This is a genomic window from Clostridium sp. D43t1_170807_H7 (assembly GCF_015555905.1).
GTDB lineage: Bacteria > Bacillota > Clostridia > Clostridiales > Clostridiaceae > Clostridium.
The window spans coordinates 1-18,714 of the sequence record NZ_JADNLK010000014.1; the positions used below are offsets into that span (position 1 = coordinate 1).

The following is an 18,714-nucleotide window of genomic DNA, read 5'->3' on the forward strand; positions in this document are numbered from 1 at the left end:
ACATATTTTAAATTATTCATGTTTGCATGGAAGAATTTTTAGTTGTATTTTGGAACAAAAGTTATGTATAAAATACAATTGATGATTTTGCAAAATATATTTTAAAAAGAGAATTTAAAGAAGATAATGTAAGTAATTTTATTGATGATATAATTAATGAGATTAATCCTTATAAATGTTATTTAAGTAGTGGGGCATCCAGAGATAAAATACAAATCAAATAAATATTAGCATAAAAGTGTATTTAATTTTGCATGAGAAAGTTACTTTAAGAGAATGCAAGAGTTAGGACTTTATAGTGGTGATATTGATGAAATTGCTGATAGGATAAAGAAGCTTAATTTAGATAACATGGAGGTTCAGTTTTTATATTTGTATTTATTGGGTTAATACTAATATTGCAATTTTTCAAACCAGAATTTAAAAGGTTTAAATTAGGAACTTGGTATGGAATTTGGATACTTATTTATGGAATCATTTCGAATATTCCTATTTTACCTTTTATGAATATTACAACAATAGTAATACATGTTATATCATTTAGTGTAGGTATTTTAGTAGGAACATTATTTTCTTTTATGATATAACAGAAAATAATGTTAACAATGTTAGATACAATAATGAAAAGAGAACCATATCATAAGTAAGTGAGAAAAGTAGTCTTAGCTAAGAAATATAAATAGCTGAGGCTATTTTTTATTTAAATTTAAAATAACTATTGAATCTAACGTTACGTAATAGTGTATTATAGTAATATGGAATAGGGGGAAACAGATTATGAATGTAAATATGGTGGCAAAGTTATTAGGAATAAGTATTAGAACATTACATTATTATGATGAAATTGGATTATTAAAGCCGGATAGTACTACAGAAGCGGGACATAGGCTATATTCTGATAAAAATGTAAATACATTAAAGGAAATATTGTTATTTAGATAGTTAGGAATGAATTTAAAGGCGATTAAAAAAATTTTAGATAGTCCTGATTATGATTCAAAACAAGTAATGGAAGCTCAAAAGCAGTTGTTGATAATAAAAAGGAACAGATTAAATCACTTAATAGAAAATATAAATGAATGTGCAGATGGTAATAATAGTAAGATTGATATTTCTGAGAGTGAGTGGGAATTAATATGGAACGATATTTACCATAAGCAAGGAGAGGTTCAAAAGGGGATTCTTCCCACAGTGATAGGTATTACTAAAAAGCTAAAAGAAAATAATGTTAAAAAAGTTTTGGATTTAGGGTGTGGAATGGGTAGACACTCTATATATCTTAAAGAAGCAGGATTTGATGTTACAGCTGCTGATATTTCAGAAAAAGCAGTAGAAACAACTAAAAAGAAAGCAATAAATTTAGGATATAAAATCGATACAGCTATATGTGATATTAGAGAATTACCTTTTAAGGATGAAACTTTTGATGCTATAGTTTGTGTATGGACTTCGGGGCATGGAACGTCAGAAGATATGAAAAAGCATGCTTTAGAAATGCTTAGAGTAGTAAAACAAAATGGAATTATTTTTGTAGACTATCCATCTATAGAAGATAATATGTATGGTATTGGAAGAGAAATAGAACCTAATACTTTCTTAGACAATATGCCAGGTGAAGAAAAAATACCACATCATTATTCAGATAAACAAGAGATAGATAAAATTTATGAAGGATATAGAAAAGAAATTAATTCATATACGTATTCATTTTATGATAGATGGAACAATGAGCATCATATAAAAGCTTACGTTTGTACTATAGAAAAAAGGGGAGTGAGCGAAGATGATTTATTATGCTAGTAGTGACTGGTTACCAACGGATAACAATCCCTTTAGTTATAATGGTTAAAGCATTATTTAGAACCAAAAGATTATTCAGAGTATATCATGCTTGATACACTAAATGGATGTGGTGAACTAGTTGTAAATTCACGACAACTAGGATATGTATGTACTAATGGTGATATGGTGTATACGCCTGGAGCTAGATTATACTTTGATGCTTATAAAATGATAGAAGATGGTTTAGTAGAAAGAGATGGGCTACATATCTTAAAGGTAAAAAAACAGGTTCCATTAGAAAAATATCTTGTAATGGTAGTTACAGAAAATATGGCATTAGATAAAAAGAACTGGACGCCTACAAGTTATACAGAATGGGCCAATAATTACTTTTTAAAATATGTAGAGAATATATAAAAAGTAAAATGTGAAAATCTCATTTGAAGATGTTACGGAGAACCGTATCATAAATAAATGCAAAAAGTAGTCTTAGTTAAGAAATATCAATGGCTAAGGCTATTTTTCACTTGAAAATAGTATATTATAAGTAATATAAAATTTACAAAATATGTTATGATATATATAGGCAATAAGCTAAAGTAAAAGATAAAAGATAGGAATTTCGTAGGGGGACTATAAATGAATAGAAATTATGTAATGACAGAACCAAAAGATTTAGTAAGGATTGAAATGAAAAATGCTGGATTTGACCTTGATAAAATAAGAATTCCAAGAAGAGTGTTTTTATTAGCTGATAGTATCTATGATGAAATGCTTGAAAGAAATTGTGGAACATATAAATATCCTTTAGGTGGTAAATTATATGTGTTTAATAACAATGAAGATATAGGATTTGTTAAAGGAGAAAGGTGTTCTCCGGGTATAGCAACTCAGGCGGAGGATTTAATTGCAGGTGGTGTTAAAGAACTTATACATATTGGTTTAGCAGGGGCATTACAGTCTGATATTAATGTAGGAGAAGTAATATTAACAGAAGGTGCATTTAATGATACTGCTGTTGCAAGGCTTTATGGATTTGACTATGAATTTATAGATATTTCTAAAGACTTAACAGATGAATTAAGTGAGTTGTTAATAGATAATTGTATCAGTGCTAAGAGAGGTAAACATTGGACCACTGATGCGGGATATAGAGAAACATGGGGGCAGGTTTCAGATTATAGAGATAAAGGTGCTTTATGTGTTGAAATGGAAGGTGTTGGACTATTTACAATAGCTAAATATAGAAATTGTTTTGCTTCTGCTATTTATGTAGTTACAGATACACTTAATGAAAATGGATGGAGCTTGGGGTGGGAAGGAAATCAAATTGGAAAATCAGTAGAAAAAGTAATTGATATGATTATCAATTATGTAGTAATATAAATTTAATTTTGTAGGAATGATTATTATTATAGAATATATAAGATTAATAATTTAATGATGCAAATATAGTAATAGATACCAAAAGGGCATTGGATTTGAATTCCAATGCTTTTTGATTATTTAAGATCCCATTTTGTAACTTCTCTTTGTACAACTTGGGTACTGTATTTACTTAGCTTTTCACCATCTATTGGAGGGGTAAGACCATTTACTATTGATAGTTTTCTCATATCTAAAATATCTGTATTATTCTTTTTAGTTTTTTGCTTTTCTACTTTAGTTTTTTCTATTGTAGATGGAGGTATATGTGCAAAATTTACTGCCTCATTTGTAAATGAAAAACCTTGAACTAAGTTACCTTTTATTTTATTAGGTGCTTCAAAACCTATTTCTTCACATTCTCCTTCATAACACATATCACTAAGATCTTAAATAATGTTTAATATTTACCATTATTTGTGTATAATTAAATAAGAAAGTAGTGTGTAATCATATTAGATTACCAACGGAGAATATGACGATAAATACAAATTTGGAGGATACCTTGTATGCACGGAGTGATTATAGGTGTTTCAGGAGGAGATTTAGCTTCAACAGCTTCTTTAAATGAATATGCTATTAAGCGGACTGGTAAAGAGCATCCGCATGTATTATTTATTCCAACGGCAAGTAATGATTCGGAAGGATATATAGAGAATATACAAAAATATTATCAAGGATTAGAATGTACTGTGTCTACATTGTGTGTAGTGACAGAAAAATATGAAAAAAAAGAAATAGAAAATATAATTAATGATGCAGATTTAATTTATATTGGCGGTGGTGATACAGAACAAATGATGAAAATATGGAAAGAATATAGTATTGATAAATTGGTTCAAAAAGCATATATGGATGGAAAGGTATTAACTGGAATTAGTGCAGGAGCTATATTATGGTTTAGCTATGGTTTTTCTGATAGCGATTATTTTAAAAATCCTGAAAATTGGGATTACAAATTTGTAAAATGCTTAGGTCTATTTCCATATGCTATATGTCCACATTATAATGAAGAAGGAAGAAATCGTTTTGATGATAGAATTAAGTGTTTGGGTATAGATGGAATTGCATTAGAAAATGATACAGCTATTATAATTGAAAATAATCATATGTATGTAAAAAAAGCAAGGGAAGATGCAAGAGCATATTTATTTAAGAATAACGGAGGAGGGTATCACAAAATACAATTAACTAATGAAATTTTCATATAATATCTATATATCAATCTAAAGCACCAGTAAATTACAAGTTTTGAAGATGACTATATTCGTAATATTAATATATTAGCTAACTATAAAAATGACTGAAGTATACAACAGTCATTTTTATTATTTTTAGCTTAATAATTACAGATTATATATTAATATTGACTTTGCCCTTAGGGTAAGATTTAAGATAAACATATAAATATTATAAGGAGGACAATAATGCTATCTATCGGTGAATTTTCAAAGATATGTCAAGTATCTACAAAAACACTTCGTTACTATGCTGAAATCGGATTAATTCTGCCTAATGAAATCAATTATGAAAATGGGTATAGATATTATTCTATTGAACAACTAGAAACTATGTTATTTATAAAGCGTTTGAAATCATATAATTTCTCTTTAGAGCAAATAAAAGTAATATTACAATCAGAAGAATTTAAGGATGAAAAGCTTTATTTATCACTTATAGAAAAGAGAAAAGAAATTGATAAACAAGTAAATGAGTTAAATATAATTTTAGAAGAATTAAATAATGACATATTAAATTTAAAACAAGGAAAATCGATTATGTCATATATGGAAAACTTTGATGTTAAACTTGTAGAGATACCCAATATGAATATTTTATATATTAGAAAAATGGTTCAACAATATGAATTTCCGCTAGAATACGCCAATTGCTTTGGTGAATTACTAAAACATATTGAAGATAATAAATTAACTATGACATCTCCACCAATGGTACTTTTTCATAGTGATGAATATAGTCCATTTGGGTTAGATACTGAGTTCGCTATTCCTATAAAAGAGTGTGTTAAAGGTACAAGAGATTTTAATCCAGGATTATGCTTAAAAACAGTTTTAAAAGGTTCTTATTCTGATTTGTCTTCTGTATATGCGAAACAACTTGAATATGCTGAAAAAGAAGGTTATATAGCTAAAGATGCTCTTTTTGAAGTATATGTAAATGATCCTACTCAAGTTGAAAGTGAAAATAACCTTATAACAGAAATTTATTATCCAGTTAAAAAAATAGGAACAAATTCTTAGATTAAAAAATAATGTTATTAATTAAAAATTTATTAAGAGTTAAAGGAAATATTGATATGAAACAAGATAAAGTGAGAAAGTTGGAAGATAAGATAAATAAAGATTATAATAATATTGCAGGTATTGTTGTATTAAAAGATGGAGAAATACAATATGAGAATTACTTTAATGGATGTAGTAGAGAAAGTACAATTCATATTTATTCAGTAACTAAAAGTATTGTTTCAATATTAATTGGAATTGCAATAGATAAGGGATATATCAAAAGTGTAGACCAAAAAGTATTAGATTTTTTCCCAAATTACATAGTTAAAAAAAGAGAAAAATCAATACAGAATATTACACTTAAAAATTTGATTAATATGACAGCTCCCTATAAATATATAATTCCTCCATACATAAAATATTTTACTAGTAATGATATGGTAAATTTCAGCCTTAATTACTTAGGGGGATTAGGTAAGATAGGAAAATTCAAATATACTCCACTTATAGGACCAGATATTTTATCAGGTATTCTTGCTAATGTAACTGGACAATCAGTCCTTGATTTTGCAAGGGAAAATTTATTTACACCACTGGGAATTAATATTTATGGAAATATTAGATTTAATAGTAAAGAGGAGCAATTAGCTTTTAATAATGCTACTAATATTAGTGGATGGGTAGTTGATAGCTGTGGAATAAATACAGCAGGATGGGGACTTACTCTATCTTCTATGGATATGGCAAAAATAGGCAAATTGTATTTAGATGGTGGTATATATAATGGAAAACAAATTGTATCTAGAAAATGGATAGAGGAGAGTACAACAGAACATAGCCGTTGGAAAAAGCTTAATCTTCCATATGGATATTTATGGTGGATTAACAATGGTATAGAAGATGGATTTGCGGCTATGGGTGATGGAGGAAATGTTATTTATGTAAATAAAGATAGAAATATTGTAGTTGCTATCACATCACTATTTAAACGTAATGTAACTGATAGAATAGACTTTATTAAAAATTATATCGAGCCAATATTTGAGTAGTAAAGTAAATTTAATGAGATGTTTATTGAAAAACTTAAGCACATCAACACTACTCTAAAGGAAAGAGTAGTGTTGATGTGCTTAATATGAGTGTGGAGGATGCTTGCCAGTTCTTTAATGATAATAAGAAAATAATTATACAATAAAATTAATAATTCCATATAGCGCATGGCATATCATAAACATAATTGATAATATAAAAGCAAATATATTTTTTCTTGCTATAGAAAGCAGCATAAATGCTACGCAAGGAGCAATACATAAATCTATAATTACCAATGCATTTACAATACCTATATAGTATAAAATCCATCCAGCAAAATATATAATTATGGAAACAATAATCAATTTAAACCATATTTTTTTCATTGGCTTTTGGCAATGTTTATTTTTAATTATACATAAAGCTATAACCATAATTACTTGAAAAATTGAAGCAAGCAGATCTATTACTGGAGTTATAGATTCATTCCTCAATATATCATTTGAAGTTGGAACTGCAAACCATATAAAATTTGGGATCATAATTATCAAGAATAAAAGTAATCCCAAAATATCAAAGCCAATTTTATATTTTCTTATTTCAAACATTATTTTATCTCACCTACAAATTCCTAGTTGTATATATAATAGCAAAAATAGCGTTACTTAGCATTATAATACTATTGTAAATTAAAACAGAGTTTAAATAAAAGTTATAGTTTAACGTTGATTTATGAATAATATTAATAATGTATACAAATATATAGATTAATGTTAATTTCAGTTGATAGAAAATATGGATTAAATTAAATAAAATAAGTATGAGGAGTATGAAAAATATGATTAGTAGAAATTTAAAAACTTTAAGAAAAAAGTATCAGTATACCCAAGATGATATAGCAGAGAAGCTTAATGTTTCTAGGCAATCAATAGCAAAGTGGGAAAGTGGAGAATCTACTCCAGATATATATAACTGCATTAAGCTCGCAGAATTATTTAATGTTAAATTAGATGATTTAGTTAATCATTCTGAAGAGGAATCAGGACTTGTAATACCACCTAAAGGTAAGTATTTCTTTGGTTCAGTTTTAGTTGGAGAAAGAGGTCAAATTGTAATTCCAAAAGAAGCAAGAGAGAAATTTAAGATAAAGTCAGGAGATAAACTATTGGTACTAGGAGATGAAGATAGAGGAATTGGTATTGTTCATGAGCGTGATATACTAAACTTTGTTGGAATGATTGGAATAGCAATGAAGGATGATTAAAATAAGATATGGGGGAAGGTACTATGGAAGCTATAAAGACTGTTAATTTAACAAAGCAATATAAAAATTTTATAGCTGTTGATAAATTGAACTTACAAATTGAGCAAGGAGAATTATTTTCTTTACTTGGTATTAATGGTGCAGGAAAAACTACAACAATAAAAATGCTTTCTTGCCTTACAAAACCTACAACTGGAGATGCTTTTGTTGGTGGTAATAGTATTATACATAATGAAACAAGTGTTAAAAATATTATTGGTGTTTCACCACAAGAAACAGCAGTTGCTCCAAATTTATCAGTGAAAGAAAATTTAGAGCTTATATGTGGGATTTACAGTTTTTCAAAAGAAAAAAGTAAAGCAAAAATAAAGGAGCTTTCAGAGCAATTCAATTTACAAAGTATTCTAGATAAGAAAGCAGGAAAACTTTCTGGTGGGTGGCAACGTAGAGTAAGTATTGCAATGGCTCTTATAAGTGAACCAAAAATATTATTTCTTGATGAGCCTACTTTAGGACTTGATGTTATTGCACGAAGTGAGCTTTGGGATATTGTTAGTTCTTTGAAAGGTAAAGTTACTATTATACTTACAACACATTATATGGAAGAGGCAGAGGCACTTTCTGATAGAATTGGAATTATGAAAAATGGGAAGTTATTAGCACTAGGAACTGCTAGTGAGTTAATTGAAAAGACAGGTACAGATAGATTTGAAAATGCCTTTATTTCAATAGTAAAGGAGGCTAAAATATGAGAATGCTTACATTTTCAAAAAGATGTGCAAAGGAAATTTTAAGAGATCCACTTAATATAATGTTTGGATTAGGTTTTCCAATTGTCTTATTGTTGCTACTTACTGCAATACAATCAAATATTCCAGTAAGTTTATTTGAAATTGAAAGTTTAACACCAGGTATTACTGTATTTGGTCTTTCATTTATGACACTTTTCTCTGCTACATTGGTGGCTAGAGATAGAGAAAGTGCTTTGCTACAAAGGCTATATACTACTCCATTAAAAGCTTTTGATTTTATTATAGGATATATAGTACCGATTTTACCAATTGCAATATTACAATGTACAATTTGTTATGTTGTAGCAAGCTTTCTTGGACTACCTGTTACGATAAATATTGTATATGCCATTTTAGCGATTATTCCTTTTGCAATTTTTCATATTGCACTTGGACTTTTATGTGGAAGCATTTTTAATGTAAAGCAAGTTGGTGGTATTTGTGGTGCTTTACTTACAAATCTATCTGCTTGGCTTTCTGGAGTATGGTTTGACTTAGAGCTTGTAGGAGGTGTATTTGGTAAAATAGCGAATTTATTTCCATTTGTACATGCAGTAGAGCTTGAAAGAGCCATGATAAATGGGGACTTTGTAGGAGCAATATCAAGTATCTATCCTGTTGTTATATATGCCATTGTTGTAGTAATTGGTGCTGTATTATTATTTTTATGGCAGATGAAAAAGCAATAACTATTTGTGTAGGTAGTCATTATTATTATATGAAGATACAAACTTTATTTAAGGTAAACATTAAAAGTATAGAAAGTATTAAATAAATATATATAATAAAATTATTAAGTTGATATAATATGCTGTTAAAGGTTGTCTATATAGGCAACCTTTAAGTTTAGATAAATAAAGATAAAATTTTGAAATATAGCCAAATAAATAGTTATTAGTATGAGTATCAATGGGTTCATTTATTTACAATACATTTGTTCTGATATAAAATAATATTAATTATAGATGTATTTTTTGAATTTTATAGGAAATGTAAAAATTAAATTTATGGATAATTTTTATTAATTATTATCTGTTGTATAAAATATATAGAATTCTAAAGAGTAAAGAAGAAAAAAATATATATGCTATTATTTAGTATAGTTTTAAAAAGGTATATGTGTTAAAGATTTACAGGTAATGAAATAATAAGAGAGATCTACAAATATAAAAGACATAAATTAATCTGTATAAATATGTGGTTCAAAGTTAAACTTAGCTGCTAAAAAAATTATTCTAAAAAATAAGGTTAAAAATATATGTAATATATATACATTGGAAAATATTAAAAGTACATTGGCAAAGGCTAAATCTTCTGGTATAGAAGGGACTGCTATTATAGACGTGGAAACAGTGGAATCAACTGAAGATAACGATTACGTTGAGTTGATATTAGAAAACATAGTGGTGACAGATATTAATATTTTTAAGCATAACGATATAAGAGAATATATACATTTTTACACTATTTCTAGGAAATCTGACAGAAAATTTGATATATATTTAAAAGGAATAACAAACCAGAATGAAACATGCAAAAAATTTGAGCTAATTGAAACACGCAAATTTGATGACAGAATAAATGAAATTAAAGGCGAATGTGGAGTAAGCTATTTTGACCAAACTGGTGAGGGATTTGGAGATAAAAAAAATCAATTGGAATGTCTAAAAGAAGAGTATAAAAAAATAATGGGAGAAGAATTAAATTTTCAGGTTTTACATTTTTGTAAGGCTAGAGATGCAAAGAAAACCTTCTTTCCATTAAAAGATCTAGCATCTATACAAACTGAGGAAGATTTTTTTGGAATCAATATTAGTATTAATGGAATAATAGTTAAAGAAAGAATTCCTATGAAAAATATTGGAGGTGGAGGTAATGGTGCAGTACAATACTATGCTGTATTTGAAACGAATAAACTTGGACACACGATAGACAGAAATGGGATTAATGCCAATGAAAATAATAGTGACTTCTTGAGAATAGTAAAAAATACTATGAAACTTATTGATACAATAGTACAACAGAAGGAAAACGTTTCAAATAAGATTATAAAAAAGGAAATAATAAATATAGGTGATTCAAAAACAATACAAGGGCTTTTTGGGGAGCTAGTTTGCATCAATAACGATAGTAATTTAATTAAGGATTGGGCTCCAATATTTAGGAGTAATAATGATAGAAAGCCAGTGGATTTTGAGGGGAAAGAAAAATTTGTTGAGACTAAAACCAAGCTATTAACTGGATCGATGCAGGATGATATTATTCATATAAACAGTGTAGACCAATTAGATCAATCCTGCGAAGTAGAATTACGAGTATTTTATTTAAAGAGATATCAAAATAGTGCCTCAAAAGGCCAAACAATACTTGAGCTTATTAGTGATGTTAGTGATGAACTTCCAGAAGAGGAGGTTGATGAACTATTTGTGGGTATAGGAAATTATTTAAACATAAGTGATTTTAAGATAGAGTATGATAGAATTATGAATCAAATCAAAAATGGGCTAGCAAATGAAAAATTATTGGATCGATTTGAAGTTATAAGAGAAGATATATATACAATTAATAAAGATTATATAGTCACAAAAGAAATGGAGAAAGATGGTTTTCAATCATATATAAATGGATATGACCTCGATTTAAAAAAAGTAAGAGATGCTAAGTATGAGTTTTCTAGTGTGTCTTATGAAGATAGCTAGTTTTATACAAACTTAAAATACTATTATTTAAGTGAACTTTATAGAGGAAAGACCGGTAACCTTAAAATTACCGGTTTTTAAAATAAGTATAGTTAACATTAAGAATATCTACTATTTTTTTATATGTTCTGTTTGATAATTATATTTTTATCTTCATAATTATATGCGCTATTAAAGCTTCTATTTAATAAATTAGAAATTTTATGTTGCACTAGGTTTCTAATAAGTCTAAGATATCTTAACTTTTGAACAAAAGTATTTAAGTATATATATTAATAATAGTATTAATATTAAAATGATAGCTGGTATTTTGTTAGACTTTTTATTAAATTCTATATTTTAAAATTAAAGCATTAATGTATTACAAATTAAACAAAAGTGGAGGTAAGCTAATTTTAACTCGACTTAAAAGTATAGGCTTATGGGGCTATACTTTTAGGAGCTTATGAGTATAAAGGATATAATACTTATGGCCCATGGAAGCTAATAGGAGGTATGAACAGAAATCATCTAAACTTAGATGAAATACAGAAAGCTATTGATTTTGTAGGAAGTATTAAATAAATATAATACGTTATTAAGGTTGTCTATATGGGCAACCTTTAAGTTTAGATAAATATATACATTTTCGTTTAAAAACAATAGAAATAAAAGTTACAATAATGAAAGATAAATGTAATGTAATAAGATATCAGATTAAAGAATCAGGAATTATAATAAAGGTATAAGGTTAATATAGCACTAAGGAGATGATAGTAATGAAAAAAGTATTAGAAGTTATAAAGGTACTTGGATTAGTTATATTAGTAGGTTATGATGAGGAAAAATTTCATTTAAAACATTAATAAGTTTTGAGGGGAATAATATGAATAAGATTTTTATAGTAGAAGATGAAAAGACAATAAGAGAGGAACTTAGTATATTTTTAAGTAGGTATGGATACAAGATTGAAGCACCAGATAATTTTGAAAATATTATAGACAAAATAAAAGATAGTGATCCAGATTTAATACTTTTAGATATAAATCTCCCTATATTTGATGGATATTATATTTGTAGGGAAATAAGAAAGTTTTCTGAAGTTCCAATTATAGTTGTCACAAGTAGAAACAGTGATGTTGATGAACTTATGAGTATGAATTTAGGAGCAGATGATTTTATAACTAAGCCGTATAATACTCATATTTTAGTAGCTAGAATAGAAGCTATATTAAAAAGAGTAAATAGGAATTCTAATGTATATGATATCATAGAGTATAATGGGATGAAAGTTAATCTATCCAATGGAACAGTTTCATATAGTGATAAGATTATTGAAATAACAAAAAATGAATTAAAAATAATTTCGTATTTAATAAAGAATAAGGGGAAAATAGTATCAAGAGAAGAGTTAATGAACTATCTTTGGGACTGTGAAATGTTTATTGATGATAATACACTATCTGTTAATGTTACAAGGATAAGAAAAAAACTTGCTGAGATTGGATTAAGCAATATTATAGAGACTAGAAGAGGGTTAGGGTACATAGTTGTATGAGTGTAATTACATATATAAAAGAAAGATTAGTATTTATAGTAATTAATTTAATTATAGCTCTTTTATTATCCCTATTAATGAGAGGTATATCAGTACCAATAAACATAATAGCAATAGTACTTTTTATATGGTTTATGCCATTAATAACATATATGAGTATAGAGTTTTTTAAATTTAAAAAGTATATAGATAATTTAACTGAAACAGCAAAAAATTTAGATATAAAATATTTACTACCAGAAGTTATAGATGAAGCAGGATTTCAAGAAGCAAAAATAATTAATAGTGTATTAAAGGAATGTAATGCATCTATGCATGAAAAGGTTAATTATTATAAAGATGAGCAGTCTGAATATAGAGAATATATAGAAACATGGGTTCATGAAATAAAAACTCCTATAGCATCTGCAAAGCTTATTTTAGATAACGATGACAGCATTTTAAGTAAAAGAGTAGGCTATGAGATTAAGAGAGTAGATGCTTTTGTTGAGCAGGTTTTATATTATGCTAGAAGTAGTGATGTAAGTAAGGATTACATAATAAAAGAATTTAACCTAAGAAGTGTAGTTATCGGAGCTGTAAAATCAAACAGCAGAGACTTTATAAATAAAAAAATTAAGATAGATATAAAAGAAATAGAAGGAATTATTTATAGCGATAAAAAGTGGATTGAATTTATAGTAAATCAGATTATTGTAAATGCAATAAAGTTCTCAAAGGAATATGGAGTAGTTTCAATATCCTCTAATATAAATGAGAATAATATAACTTTAACTATTAAAGATAATGGTGTAGGTATAAATGAGAAAGATATAAACAGAGTATTTGAAAAAGGCTTTACAGGGGAAAATGGACGAAGATTTGGTAAGTCTACTGGTATAGGTCTTTATTTATGCAAAAAGCTTTGTGATAAATTAGGAATAGGCATAGAATTAACTTCTAAGGTAGGAGAAGGAACAGAAGTAAAATTAAATTTTCCTATTGGAAAGTTTACTGATTTTTAATAAGAATAAAAATTAAAGAGTTAATGTATAGAAAAGCTGATAATATAACCTGAAATGTGGAAGAGGTTACATATCAGCTTTTTATATTTTAGATTAACTTGCAAAAATGTAAGATTACTGACATGTAGTTCAATATGTATTTATTCTATAGACGGATAAAATAAATAATGAAGGTATACCAATTAGATATTAACTTAATAATAAAAGTTTTAAGCAATAAGATTTACTTTGCAATTAAAATAAATGGAGGGAAAGTTATATGAAAAATATATTAAAGGTTGAAAAAATAGAAAAATATTATGGAAATAAAGGTAATATAACAAAAGCTATAGATAATATAAGTTTTAGGGTTGATAAAGGGGAATTTGTAGGAATAATGGGACCATCAGGTTCTGGTAAGACTACACTTCTTAACTGTATATCAACAATAGATAGTGTTACTACAGGAAACATAATTATAAATGATAAAGATATTACTAAACTGAAGTCAAAGAAACTAGAGCAGTTTAGAAAAGATGAGCTTGGATTTATATTTCAAGATTTTAATCTATTAGATACATTAACAGCTTATGAAAATATTGCTTTAGCATTAACAATTCAAGGGGTAAATCCTAGAGAAATTGATGACAAAATAAAGAGTGTAGCTAATAACTTAGATATAGTAAAAGTACTAAATAATTACCCATATCAAATGTCAGGAGGACAAAAACAGAGAGTTGCATGTGCAAGGGCAATAGTTACTAATCCATCTTTGATTTTAGCTGATGAGCCTACAGGAGCTTTAGATTCTAAGTCATCAAGGCTTTTATTAGATTCTTTTGAAAGATTAAATAGAGAATTAGAGGCTACAATTCTAATGGTTACCCATGATGCATTTACAGCTAGCTATGCTCATAGAATTTTATTTATTAAAGATGGAAGAGTTTTTAATGAGTTAGTAAGAGGAAATGATACAAGAAAAGAGTTCTTTAATAGAATAATTGAAGTTGTAACTTTACTTGGGGGTGATGTAGAAAATGTATTCTAAAATAGCAATAAATAATGTAAAAAAGAGTTTTAAAGATTATACTATATATTTTTTAACTATAGCACTTGCAGTATGTATATTTTATAGTTTTAATTCAATAGGAGCTCAGAAAGCAGTATTAGAGATGACTAATAGAACAGATGAGTATATAGACTTAATACAGATGCTGATATCTATATTATCTGTATTTGTTTCATTTATTTTAGGTGGACTTATACTTTATGCAAATAATTTCTTGATAAAAAAGAGAAAAAAAGAACTTGCAATTTATATGACATTAGGTATGAGTAAAAGAAAAATATCTAAAATATTGATATCTGAAACTTTAATAGTTGGAGTTGGGTCTTTAGTAGTTGGTTTATTGTTAGGACTTTTAGCATCACAAGGGTTATCTTTGTTTACAGCTAAACTTTTTGAGGCAGATATGTCTCAGTTTAAGTTTATAATATCAGGATCAGCGATTATAAAGACAGTACTTTATTTTGCTTTAATATTTGGAGTTATAATCATATTTAATACTAGAATTATTTCTAAATATAAACTTATAGATATGATAAATGCAGAGCGTAAAAATGAAGAGGTTAAAATTAAGAGTACATTAATATCATCTATAATATTTATAATATCATCAGCTATTTTAATAGCTGCATATTACCTTGTTACCAAGAGTGGATTAAATCCAGAGGATAATAGATTTAAATTGTCTATAATTTTAGGGATAATAGGAACAGTTGGGGTTTTCTTTGGGATATCAGGATTCTTATTAGCTATAATTAGAAAAAGTAAAAATATATATTTTAAAAATTTAAATATATTTATTACTAGACAAATAAGTAGTAAGGTTAATACTTATTTTATTTCAATGTCTATAATTTCACTTATGCTATTTGTTACTATAGTTTCATTATCAACAGGGTTTTCAGCTAAAAATGCATTAGAGGCTGGTATTGTAGCACCTTTTGATGCATCAGTAAAGCTTTTTACTGATGAAGATTGTAAATATAAAAGTGTAGAAGATATTATGAAAAAAGTTAATCATGATTTTAAGGATGATAAATATATCTTTTTCAATGAGTATAAAATAAATGGGATAGATGTTGCAGATATATTAAGAGATTATGCAGTTGGAAGCTTAAAAAAGGATATAGATAATGGGAAAGAAAGATGGGGATTTATTAAGGCACTAAAAATATCTGATTACAATAAAATAAGAGATATATATGGTGAAAAACCATTAAATCTAAATAATGATGAAGTTTTATTACTTTCAAATGCTGAAGGAGCTAAAGAATCAGTAAAGAATTTAATAAAGAGTAATACGACTATAGATATAAATGGAAAAGAATATAAAGTAGCAAATAAAGAGTATTTAAATGAAGCGATATGGAATTCATCTACAGCAGATAATACTTTAACACTGATAGTACCAGATAATATAAATGAAAATATGGAACTTGTTAGTGCATATATGGATGTAAATTATAATAATCCAAATGATATAAAAGCAGAAGAAAATATGAGGAAAACATTTAAGGCTATGGGAGGTACAACAAGTGAGGTTGGAAATTCTAACTCATACAAAGATAGCGAAGATATTAGTATGCTTCCTATGGTTATTACAACAAAGCAGTCAGTATATGCTTCTAATAGAGGAACAAGTACTATGATTTTATATTTAGCCTTATACCTAGGAGTAGTATTTTTAATTTCAAGTGGTGCAGTTCTAGCACTTCAACAATTATCTGAAGCAAGTGATAGTAGTGATAGATACAAGGCTTTAAAGAGAATTGGTGCAACTGAAAAAATGATAAATAAATCTATATTTAAGCAAACAGCAATATACTTTGTAATGCCTCTTATACCTGCAATAATAAGTTCAATAGTTGGAATAAATGTAGTAAATGATTTCTTAGAGATATTCGGAAAATCAAATATAATTCCAGCAGCACTTATTACGTTAGTAGTACTTATTATTGTTTATGGAGGGTACTTCTATGTAACATATACAGGATATAAAAGTATAATTAAAAATAATAAATAATTTCTATGATGATAAGAGTGAGCAATTAATTTGTTCACTCTTATTAATTTACATTATTATTAAATATGTGGTATATAATAAATAGGAAAGGTATGGATTGTTTATAAAGGAGAAAAATATGAAGGAAATATTATTAATAGAAGATGATTTAGATTTAGCTAGAGAGTTATCATTATCTTTAAATAAATGGGCATTTAAAGTTTATCAGATAGAAAGATTTGATGATATATTAAAAGAATTTTTAGAGAATAAACCTATGTTAGTAATAATGGATGTAAATCTACCTTATTTTGATGGATTTTACTGGTGTGAAAAAATAAGGGATATTTCAAAGGTTCCTATAATATTTTTATCTTCAAGGGATTCCAATATGGATGTAATAATGGGAATAAATAATGGAGGAGATGATTATATTACAAAGCCATTTTCTGTAGAAGTATTAATAAGTAAGATAAATGCTTTACTTAGGAGAAGTTATGATTATGTAAGTTCTGATTCACTTCTTTATTATGATGATATTATTTTAGATACAGAAAAATGTATATTGAAAAAAGCTGATAAATCAGTAGAGTTAACTAAAAATGAGTTAAAGATATTATCGGTATTAATAAAAAATAAAGATAAGTTAGTATCAAGGGATAAGATTATGATGAGTCTTTGGGATGATGATGAATTTGTAAATGATAATACTCTAACTGTTAATATAACAAGGCTTAGAAATAAGTTAAAGGATATAGGAGTTGAAGATTTTATAAAAACTAAGAAGGGATTAGGGTATATGGTATAGTGAGTATCAAAGAGTTTTTAAAAGAAAAGTTATCAAATTTTATTTATAGTGCAGTTTTATTTTTAATAATTAATATATATCTTTTTTCTTTAAATAGTATAAAAAATCTAAGTGATTTAATATATTTAGATATTTTAATTATAACGATATTTATTGGCTTTACTATTTTAGACTATAGAAAAATGAAAGATAGATATAGCTCTATAATGGAACTAATAGAAGATGAAAAGGATATTGATAGTTATTGTATAGATGATAATTTTTTAGAAGGAAAAATAATTAATTATATTATAGATTATAAGGATAAAAAACTTGAGAATGAAACTAAAGAGTGTGAAAATCAGTTGAAAGACATGGAGGAATATATTTCAAGATGGGTTCATGAGATAAAACTACCCTTAAGTGCTATGAAAATCATACTAGATAGAGATAGTGATGATATGATTTCAAGTATAGAAAATGAACTAGAGAAAATGAATTTTTTAGTTAATTCAGTTATGTATGGGAGTAGGGCTACGGCTTCAGCAGAAGATATTTTTATAAAAGAAGAGAATTTAAAAGATATTGTAAAAACAGCAGTAAAAAGTAATTCTTTCTTTTTAATAAAAAATAACATAAGTCCAAAACTAGGTGATTTAGATTTTAAAGTTTATAGCGATAAAAAGTGGGTTACATATGTTTTAGGTCAGCTAATAAATAATTCTATAAAATATTCAAAAGAAAATGGAGTTATTGAGTTTAGTGCTGAAGATAAAGGAGAATTTATTGAACTAAAGATAAGAGACAATGGTATAGGAATAAATGAAGAAGATTTAGAGAGAGTTTTTAATAAAGGATTTACAGGAAGTAATGGCAGAAACTCAGTTTATAAATCTACAGGAATGGGATTATATTTTTCGAAGAAGATAATTGATAAATTAAATCATAGTATTGAAGTTGAGTCAGTAAAAGATAAATATACTTTATTTAGAATTAGGTTTTATAAAATATCAGATTATCTTAGTGTTACAAAATTGTAACATTAGATGTTTAAAAGTAATGTTAAGTGAAGGAATCCTTAATGAAAAGCTATTAAAATA

At 26.9% G+C, this 18,714-nt stretch carries 19 protein-coding genes; 17 read left to right on the top strand and 2 right to left on the bottom strand.

The annotated features are described in order from the left end of the window. The first annotated feature begins 777 nt into the window (after positions 1-777). The 4 genes from I2E98_RS16020 (at position 778) to I2E98_RS10160 (ending at position 3,168) form a co-directional block, all read left to right on the top strand. On the top strand, positions 778-942 hold the full coding sequence (locus I2E98_RS16020) for a MerR family transcriptional regulator (protein ID WP_243251056.1): 165 nt from the start codon (positions 778-780) through the stop codon (positions 940-942). Between the two features lie 6 nt (positions 943-948). Continuing rightward, positions 949-1,800: a MerR family transcriptional regulator gene (locus I2E98_RS10150; RefSeq protein ID WP_243251058.1), complete on the top strand. Its 852-nt coding sequence runs from the start codon at positions 949-951 to the stop codon at positions 1,798-1,800. A gap of 87 nt (positions 1,801-1,887) precedes the next feature. Beyond that, positions 1,888-2,199: a hypothetical protein gene (locus tag I2E98_RS10155; RefSeq protein WP_195468807.1), complete on the top strand. Its 312-nt coding sequence runs from the start codon at positions 1,888-1,890 to the stop codon at positions 2,197-2,199. 222 nt (positions 2,200-2,421) lie between these two features. Continuing rightward, positions 2,422-3,168 carry a nucleoside phosphorylase gene (locus I2E98_RS10160; protein ID WP_195468808.1) on the top strand — a complete coding sequence of 249 codons (747 nt, stop codon included), beginning with the start codon at positions 2,422-2,424 and terminating at the stop codon, positions 3,166-3,168. A 116-nt stretch (positions 3,169-3,284) separates the two neighbouring features. Here I2E98_RS10160 and I2E98_RS10165 read toward each other — a convergent pair whose 3' ends face one another. After that, positions 3,285-3,584: a hypothetical protein gene (locus tag I2E98_RS10165; RefSeq protein WP_195468809.1), complete on the bottom strand. Its 300-nt coding sequence runs from the start codon at positions 3,582-3,584 to the stop codon at positions 3,285-3,287. Positions 3,585-3,716: 132 nt separating this feature from the next. Between I2E98_RS10165 and I2E98_RS10170 the strand changes: the two genes are divergently transcribed. The 3 genes from I2E98_RS10170 (at position 3,717) to I2E98_RS10180 (ending at position 6,502) form a co-directional block, all read left to right on the top strand. Then, positions 3,717-4,418 (top strand): peptidase E, encoded by a 702-nt coding sequence (locus tag I2E98_RS10170; RefSeq protein ID WP_195468810.1) that lies wholly within the window; start codon positions 3,717-3,719, stop codon positions 4,416-4,418. Between the two features lie 216 nt (positions 4,419-4,634). Next, the gene (locus I2E98_RS10175; RefSeq protein ID WP_195468811.1) at positions 4,635-5,468 is read left to right on the top strand and encodes a MerR family transcriptional regulator; all 834 of its coding nucleotides are present in this window, start codon (positions 4,635-4,637) and stop codon (positions 5,466-5,468) included. A gap of 56 nt (positions 5,469-5,524) precedes the next feature. After that, positions 5,525-6,502 carry a serine hydrolase gene (locus tag I2E98_RS10180; RefSeq protein WP_195468812.1) on the top strand — a complete coding sequence of 326 codons (978 nt, stop codon included), beginning with the start codon at positions 5,525-5,527 and terminating at the stop codon, positions 6,500-6,502. A 135-nt stretch (positions 6,503-6,637) separates the two neighbouring features. Here the strand turns inward: I2E98_RS10180 and I2E98_RS10185 are convergent, their stop codons facing one another. Beyond that, positions 6,638-7,093 carry a hypothetical protein gene (locus I2E98_RS10185; RefSeq protein WP_195468813.1) on the bottom strand — a complete coding sequence of 152 codons (456 nt, stop codon included), beginning with the start codon at positions 7,091-7,093 and terminating at the stop codon, positions 6,638-6,640. A gap of 230 nt (positions 7,094-7,323) precedes the next feature. Between I2E98_RS10185 and I2E98_RS10190 the strand changes: the two genes are divergently transcribed. From I2E98_RS10190 to I2E98_RS16320, 10 genes are all read left to right on the top strand, one after another. After that, positions 7,324-7,749 (top strand): helix-turn-helix domain-containing protein, encoded by a 426-nt coding sequence (locus I2E98_RS10190; protein WP_195468814.1) that lies wholly within the window; start codon positions 7,324-7,326, stop codon positions 7,747-7,749. A gap of 23 nt (positions 7,750-7,772) precedes the next feature. Next, a complete protein-coding gene (locus I2E98_RS10195; protein WP_195468815.1) occupies positions 7,773-8,501 on the top strand; it encodes an ABC transporter ATP-binding protein in 729 nt (242 codons plus the stop codon). After that, positions 8,498-9,229 carry an ABC transporter permease gene (locus tag I2E98_RS10200; protein WP_195468816.1) on the top strand — a complete coding sequence of 244 codons (732 nt, stop codon included), beginning with the start codon at positions 8,498-8,500 and terminating at the stop codon, positions 9,227-9,229. The genes I2E98_RS10195 and I2E98_RS10200 overlap by 4 nt, the downstream gene beginning before the upstream one ends. 663 nt (positions 9,230-9,892) lie before the next feature. Beyond that, the gene (locus I2E98_RS10205; protein ID WP_195468817.1) at positions 9,893-11,239 is read left to right on the top strand and encodes a PD-(D/E)XK motif protein; all 1,347 of its coding nucleotides are present in this window, start codon (positions 9,893-9,895) and stop codon (positions 11,237-11,239) included. 865 nt (positions 11,240-12,104) lie between these two features. Next, on the top strand, positions 12,105-12,776 hold the full coding sequence (locus tag I2E98_RS10210; protein ID WP_195468818.1) for a response regulator transcription factor: 672 nt from the start codon (positions 12,105-12,107) through the stop codon (positions 12,774-12,776). Beyond that, positions 12,773-13,780: a sensor histidine kinase gene (locus I2E98_RS10215; RefSeq protein ID WP_195468819.1), complete on the top strand. Its 1,008-nt coding sequence runs from the start codon at positions 12,773-12,775 to the stop codon at positions 13,778-13,780. Before I2E98_RS10210 ends, I2E98_RS10215 begins: the two co-directional genes overlap by 4 nt. 259 nt (positions 13,781-14,039) lie before the next feature. Further along, entirely contained in the window at positions 14,040-14,807 is a 768-nt protein-coding gene (locus tag I2E98_RS10220; RefSeq protein WP_195468820.1) for an ABC transporter ATP-binding protein, read from the top strand. Further along, positions 14,797-16,848: an FtsX-like permease family protein gene (locus tag I2E98_RS10225; RefSeq protein WP_195468821.1), complete on the top strand. Its 2,052-nt coding sequence runs from the start codon at positions 14,797-14,799 to the stop codon at positions 16,846-16,848. Before I2E98_RS10220 ends, I2E98_RS10225 begins: the two co-directional genes overlap by 11 nt. 118 nt (positions 16,849-16,966) lie before the next feature. After that, the gene (locus I2E98_RS10230) at positions 16,967-17,635 is read left to right on the top strand and encodes a response regulator transcription factor (RefSeq protein WP_195468822.1); all 669 of its coding nucleotides are present in this window, start codon (positions 16,967-16,969) and stop codon (positions 17,633-17,635) included. Next, positions 17,635-18,654 carry an ATP-binding protein gene (locus tag I2E98_RS16320; protein WP_195468823.1) on the top strand — a complete coding sequence of 340 codons (1,020 nt, stop codon included), beginning with the start codon at positions 17,635-17,637 and terminating at the stop codon, positions 18,652-18,654. Before I2E98_RS10230 ends, I2E98_RS16320 begins: the two co-directional genes overlap by 1 nt. The last annotated feature ends 60 nt before the right edge of the window (positions 18,655-18,714 follow it).

Coding starts and splice junctions, on each gene's coding strand:
- I2E98_RS16020 (WP_243251056.1), top strand. CDS start 778: ATGAATGTAAATATGGTGGCAAAGTTATTAGGAATAAGTATTAGAACA.
- I2E98_RS10150 (WP_243251058.1), top strand. CDS start 949: ATGAATTTAAAGGCGATTAAAAAAATTTTAGATAGTCCTGATTATGAT.
- I2E98_RS10155 (WP_195468807.1), top strand. CDS start 1,888: ATGCTTGATACACTAAATGGATGTGGTGAACTAGTTGTAAATTCACGA.
- I2E98_RS10160 (WP_195468808.1), top strand. CDS start 2,422: ATGAATAGAAATTATGTAATGACAGAACCAAAAGATTTAGTAAGGATT.
- I2E98_RS10165 (WP_195468809.1), bottom strand. CDS start 3,584: ATGTGTTATGAAGGAGAATGTGAAGAAATAGGTTTTGAAGCACCTAAT.
- I2E98_RS10170 (WP_195468810.1), top strand. CDS start 3,717: ATGCACGGAGTGATTATAGGTGTTTCAGGAGGAGATTTAGCTTCAACA.
- I2E98_RS10175 (WP_195468811.1), top strand. CDS start 4,635: ATGCTATCTATCGGTGAATTTTCAAAGATATGTCAAGTATCTACAAAA.
- I2E98_RS10180 (WP_195468812.1), top strand. CDS start 5,525: ATGAAACAAGATAAAGTGAGAAAGTTGGAAGATAAGATAAATAAAGAT.
- I2E98_RS10185 (WP_195468813.1), bottom strand. CDS start 7,093: ATGTTTGAAATAAGAAAATATAAAATTGGCTTTGATATTTTGGGATTA.
- I2E98_RS10190 (WP_195468814.1), top strand. CDS start 7,324: ATGATTAGTAGAAATTTAAAAACTTTAAGAAAAAAGTATCAGTATACC.
- I2E98_RS10195 (WP_195468815.1), top strand. CDS start 7,773: ATGGAAGCTATAAAGACTGTTAATTTAACAAAGCAATATAAAAATTTT.
- I2E98_RS10200 (WP_195468816.1), top strand. CDS start 8,498: ATGAGAATGCTTACATTTTCAAAAAGATGTGCAAAGGAAATTTTAAGA.
- I2E98_RS10210 (WP_195468818.1), top strand. CDS start 12,105: ATGAATAAGATTTTTATAGTAGAAGATGAAAAGACAATAAGAGAGGAA.
- I2E98_RS10215 (WP_195468819.1), top strand. CDS start 12,773: ATGAGTGTAATTACATATATAAAAGAAAGATTAGTATTTATAGTAATT.
- I2E98_RS10220 (WP_195468820.1), top strand. CDS start 14,040: ATGAAAAATATATTAAAGGTTGAAAAAATAGAAAAATATTATGGAAAT.
- I2E98_RS10225 (WP_195468821.1), top strand. CDS start 14,797: ATGTATTCTAAAATAGCAATAAATAATGTAAAAAAGAGTTTTAAAGAT.
- I2E98_RS10230 (WP_195468822.1), top strand. CDS start 16,967: ATGAAGGAAATATTATTAATAGAAGATGATTTAGATTTAGCTAGAGAG.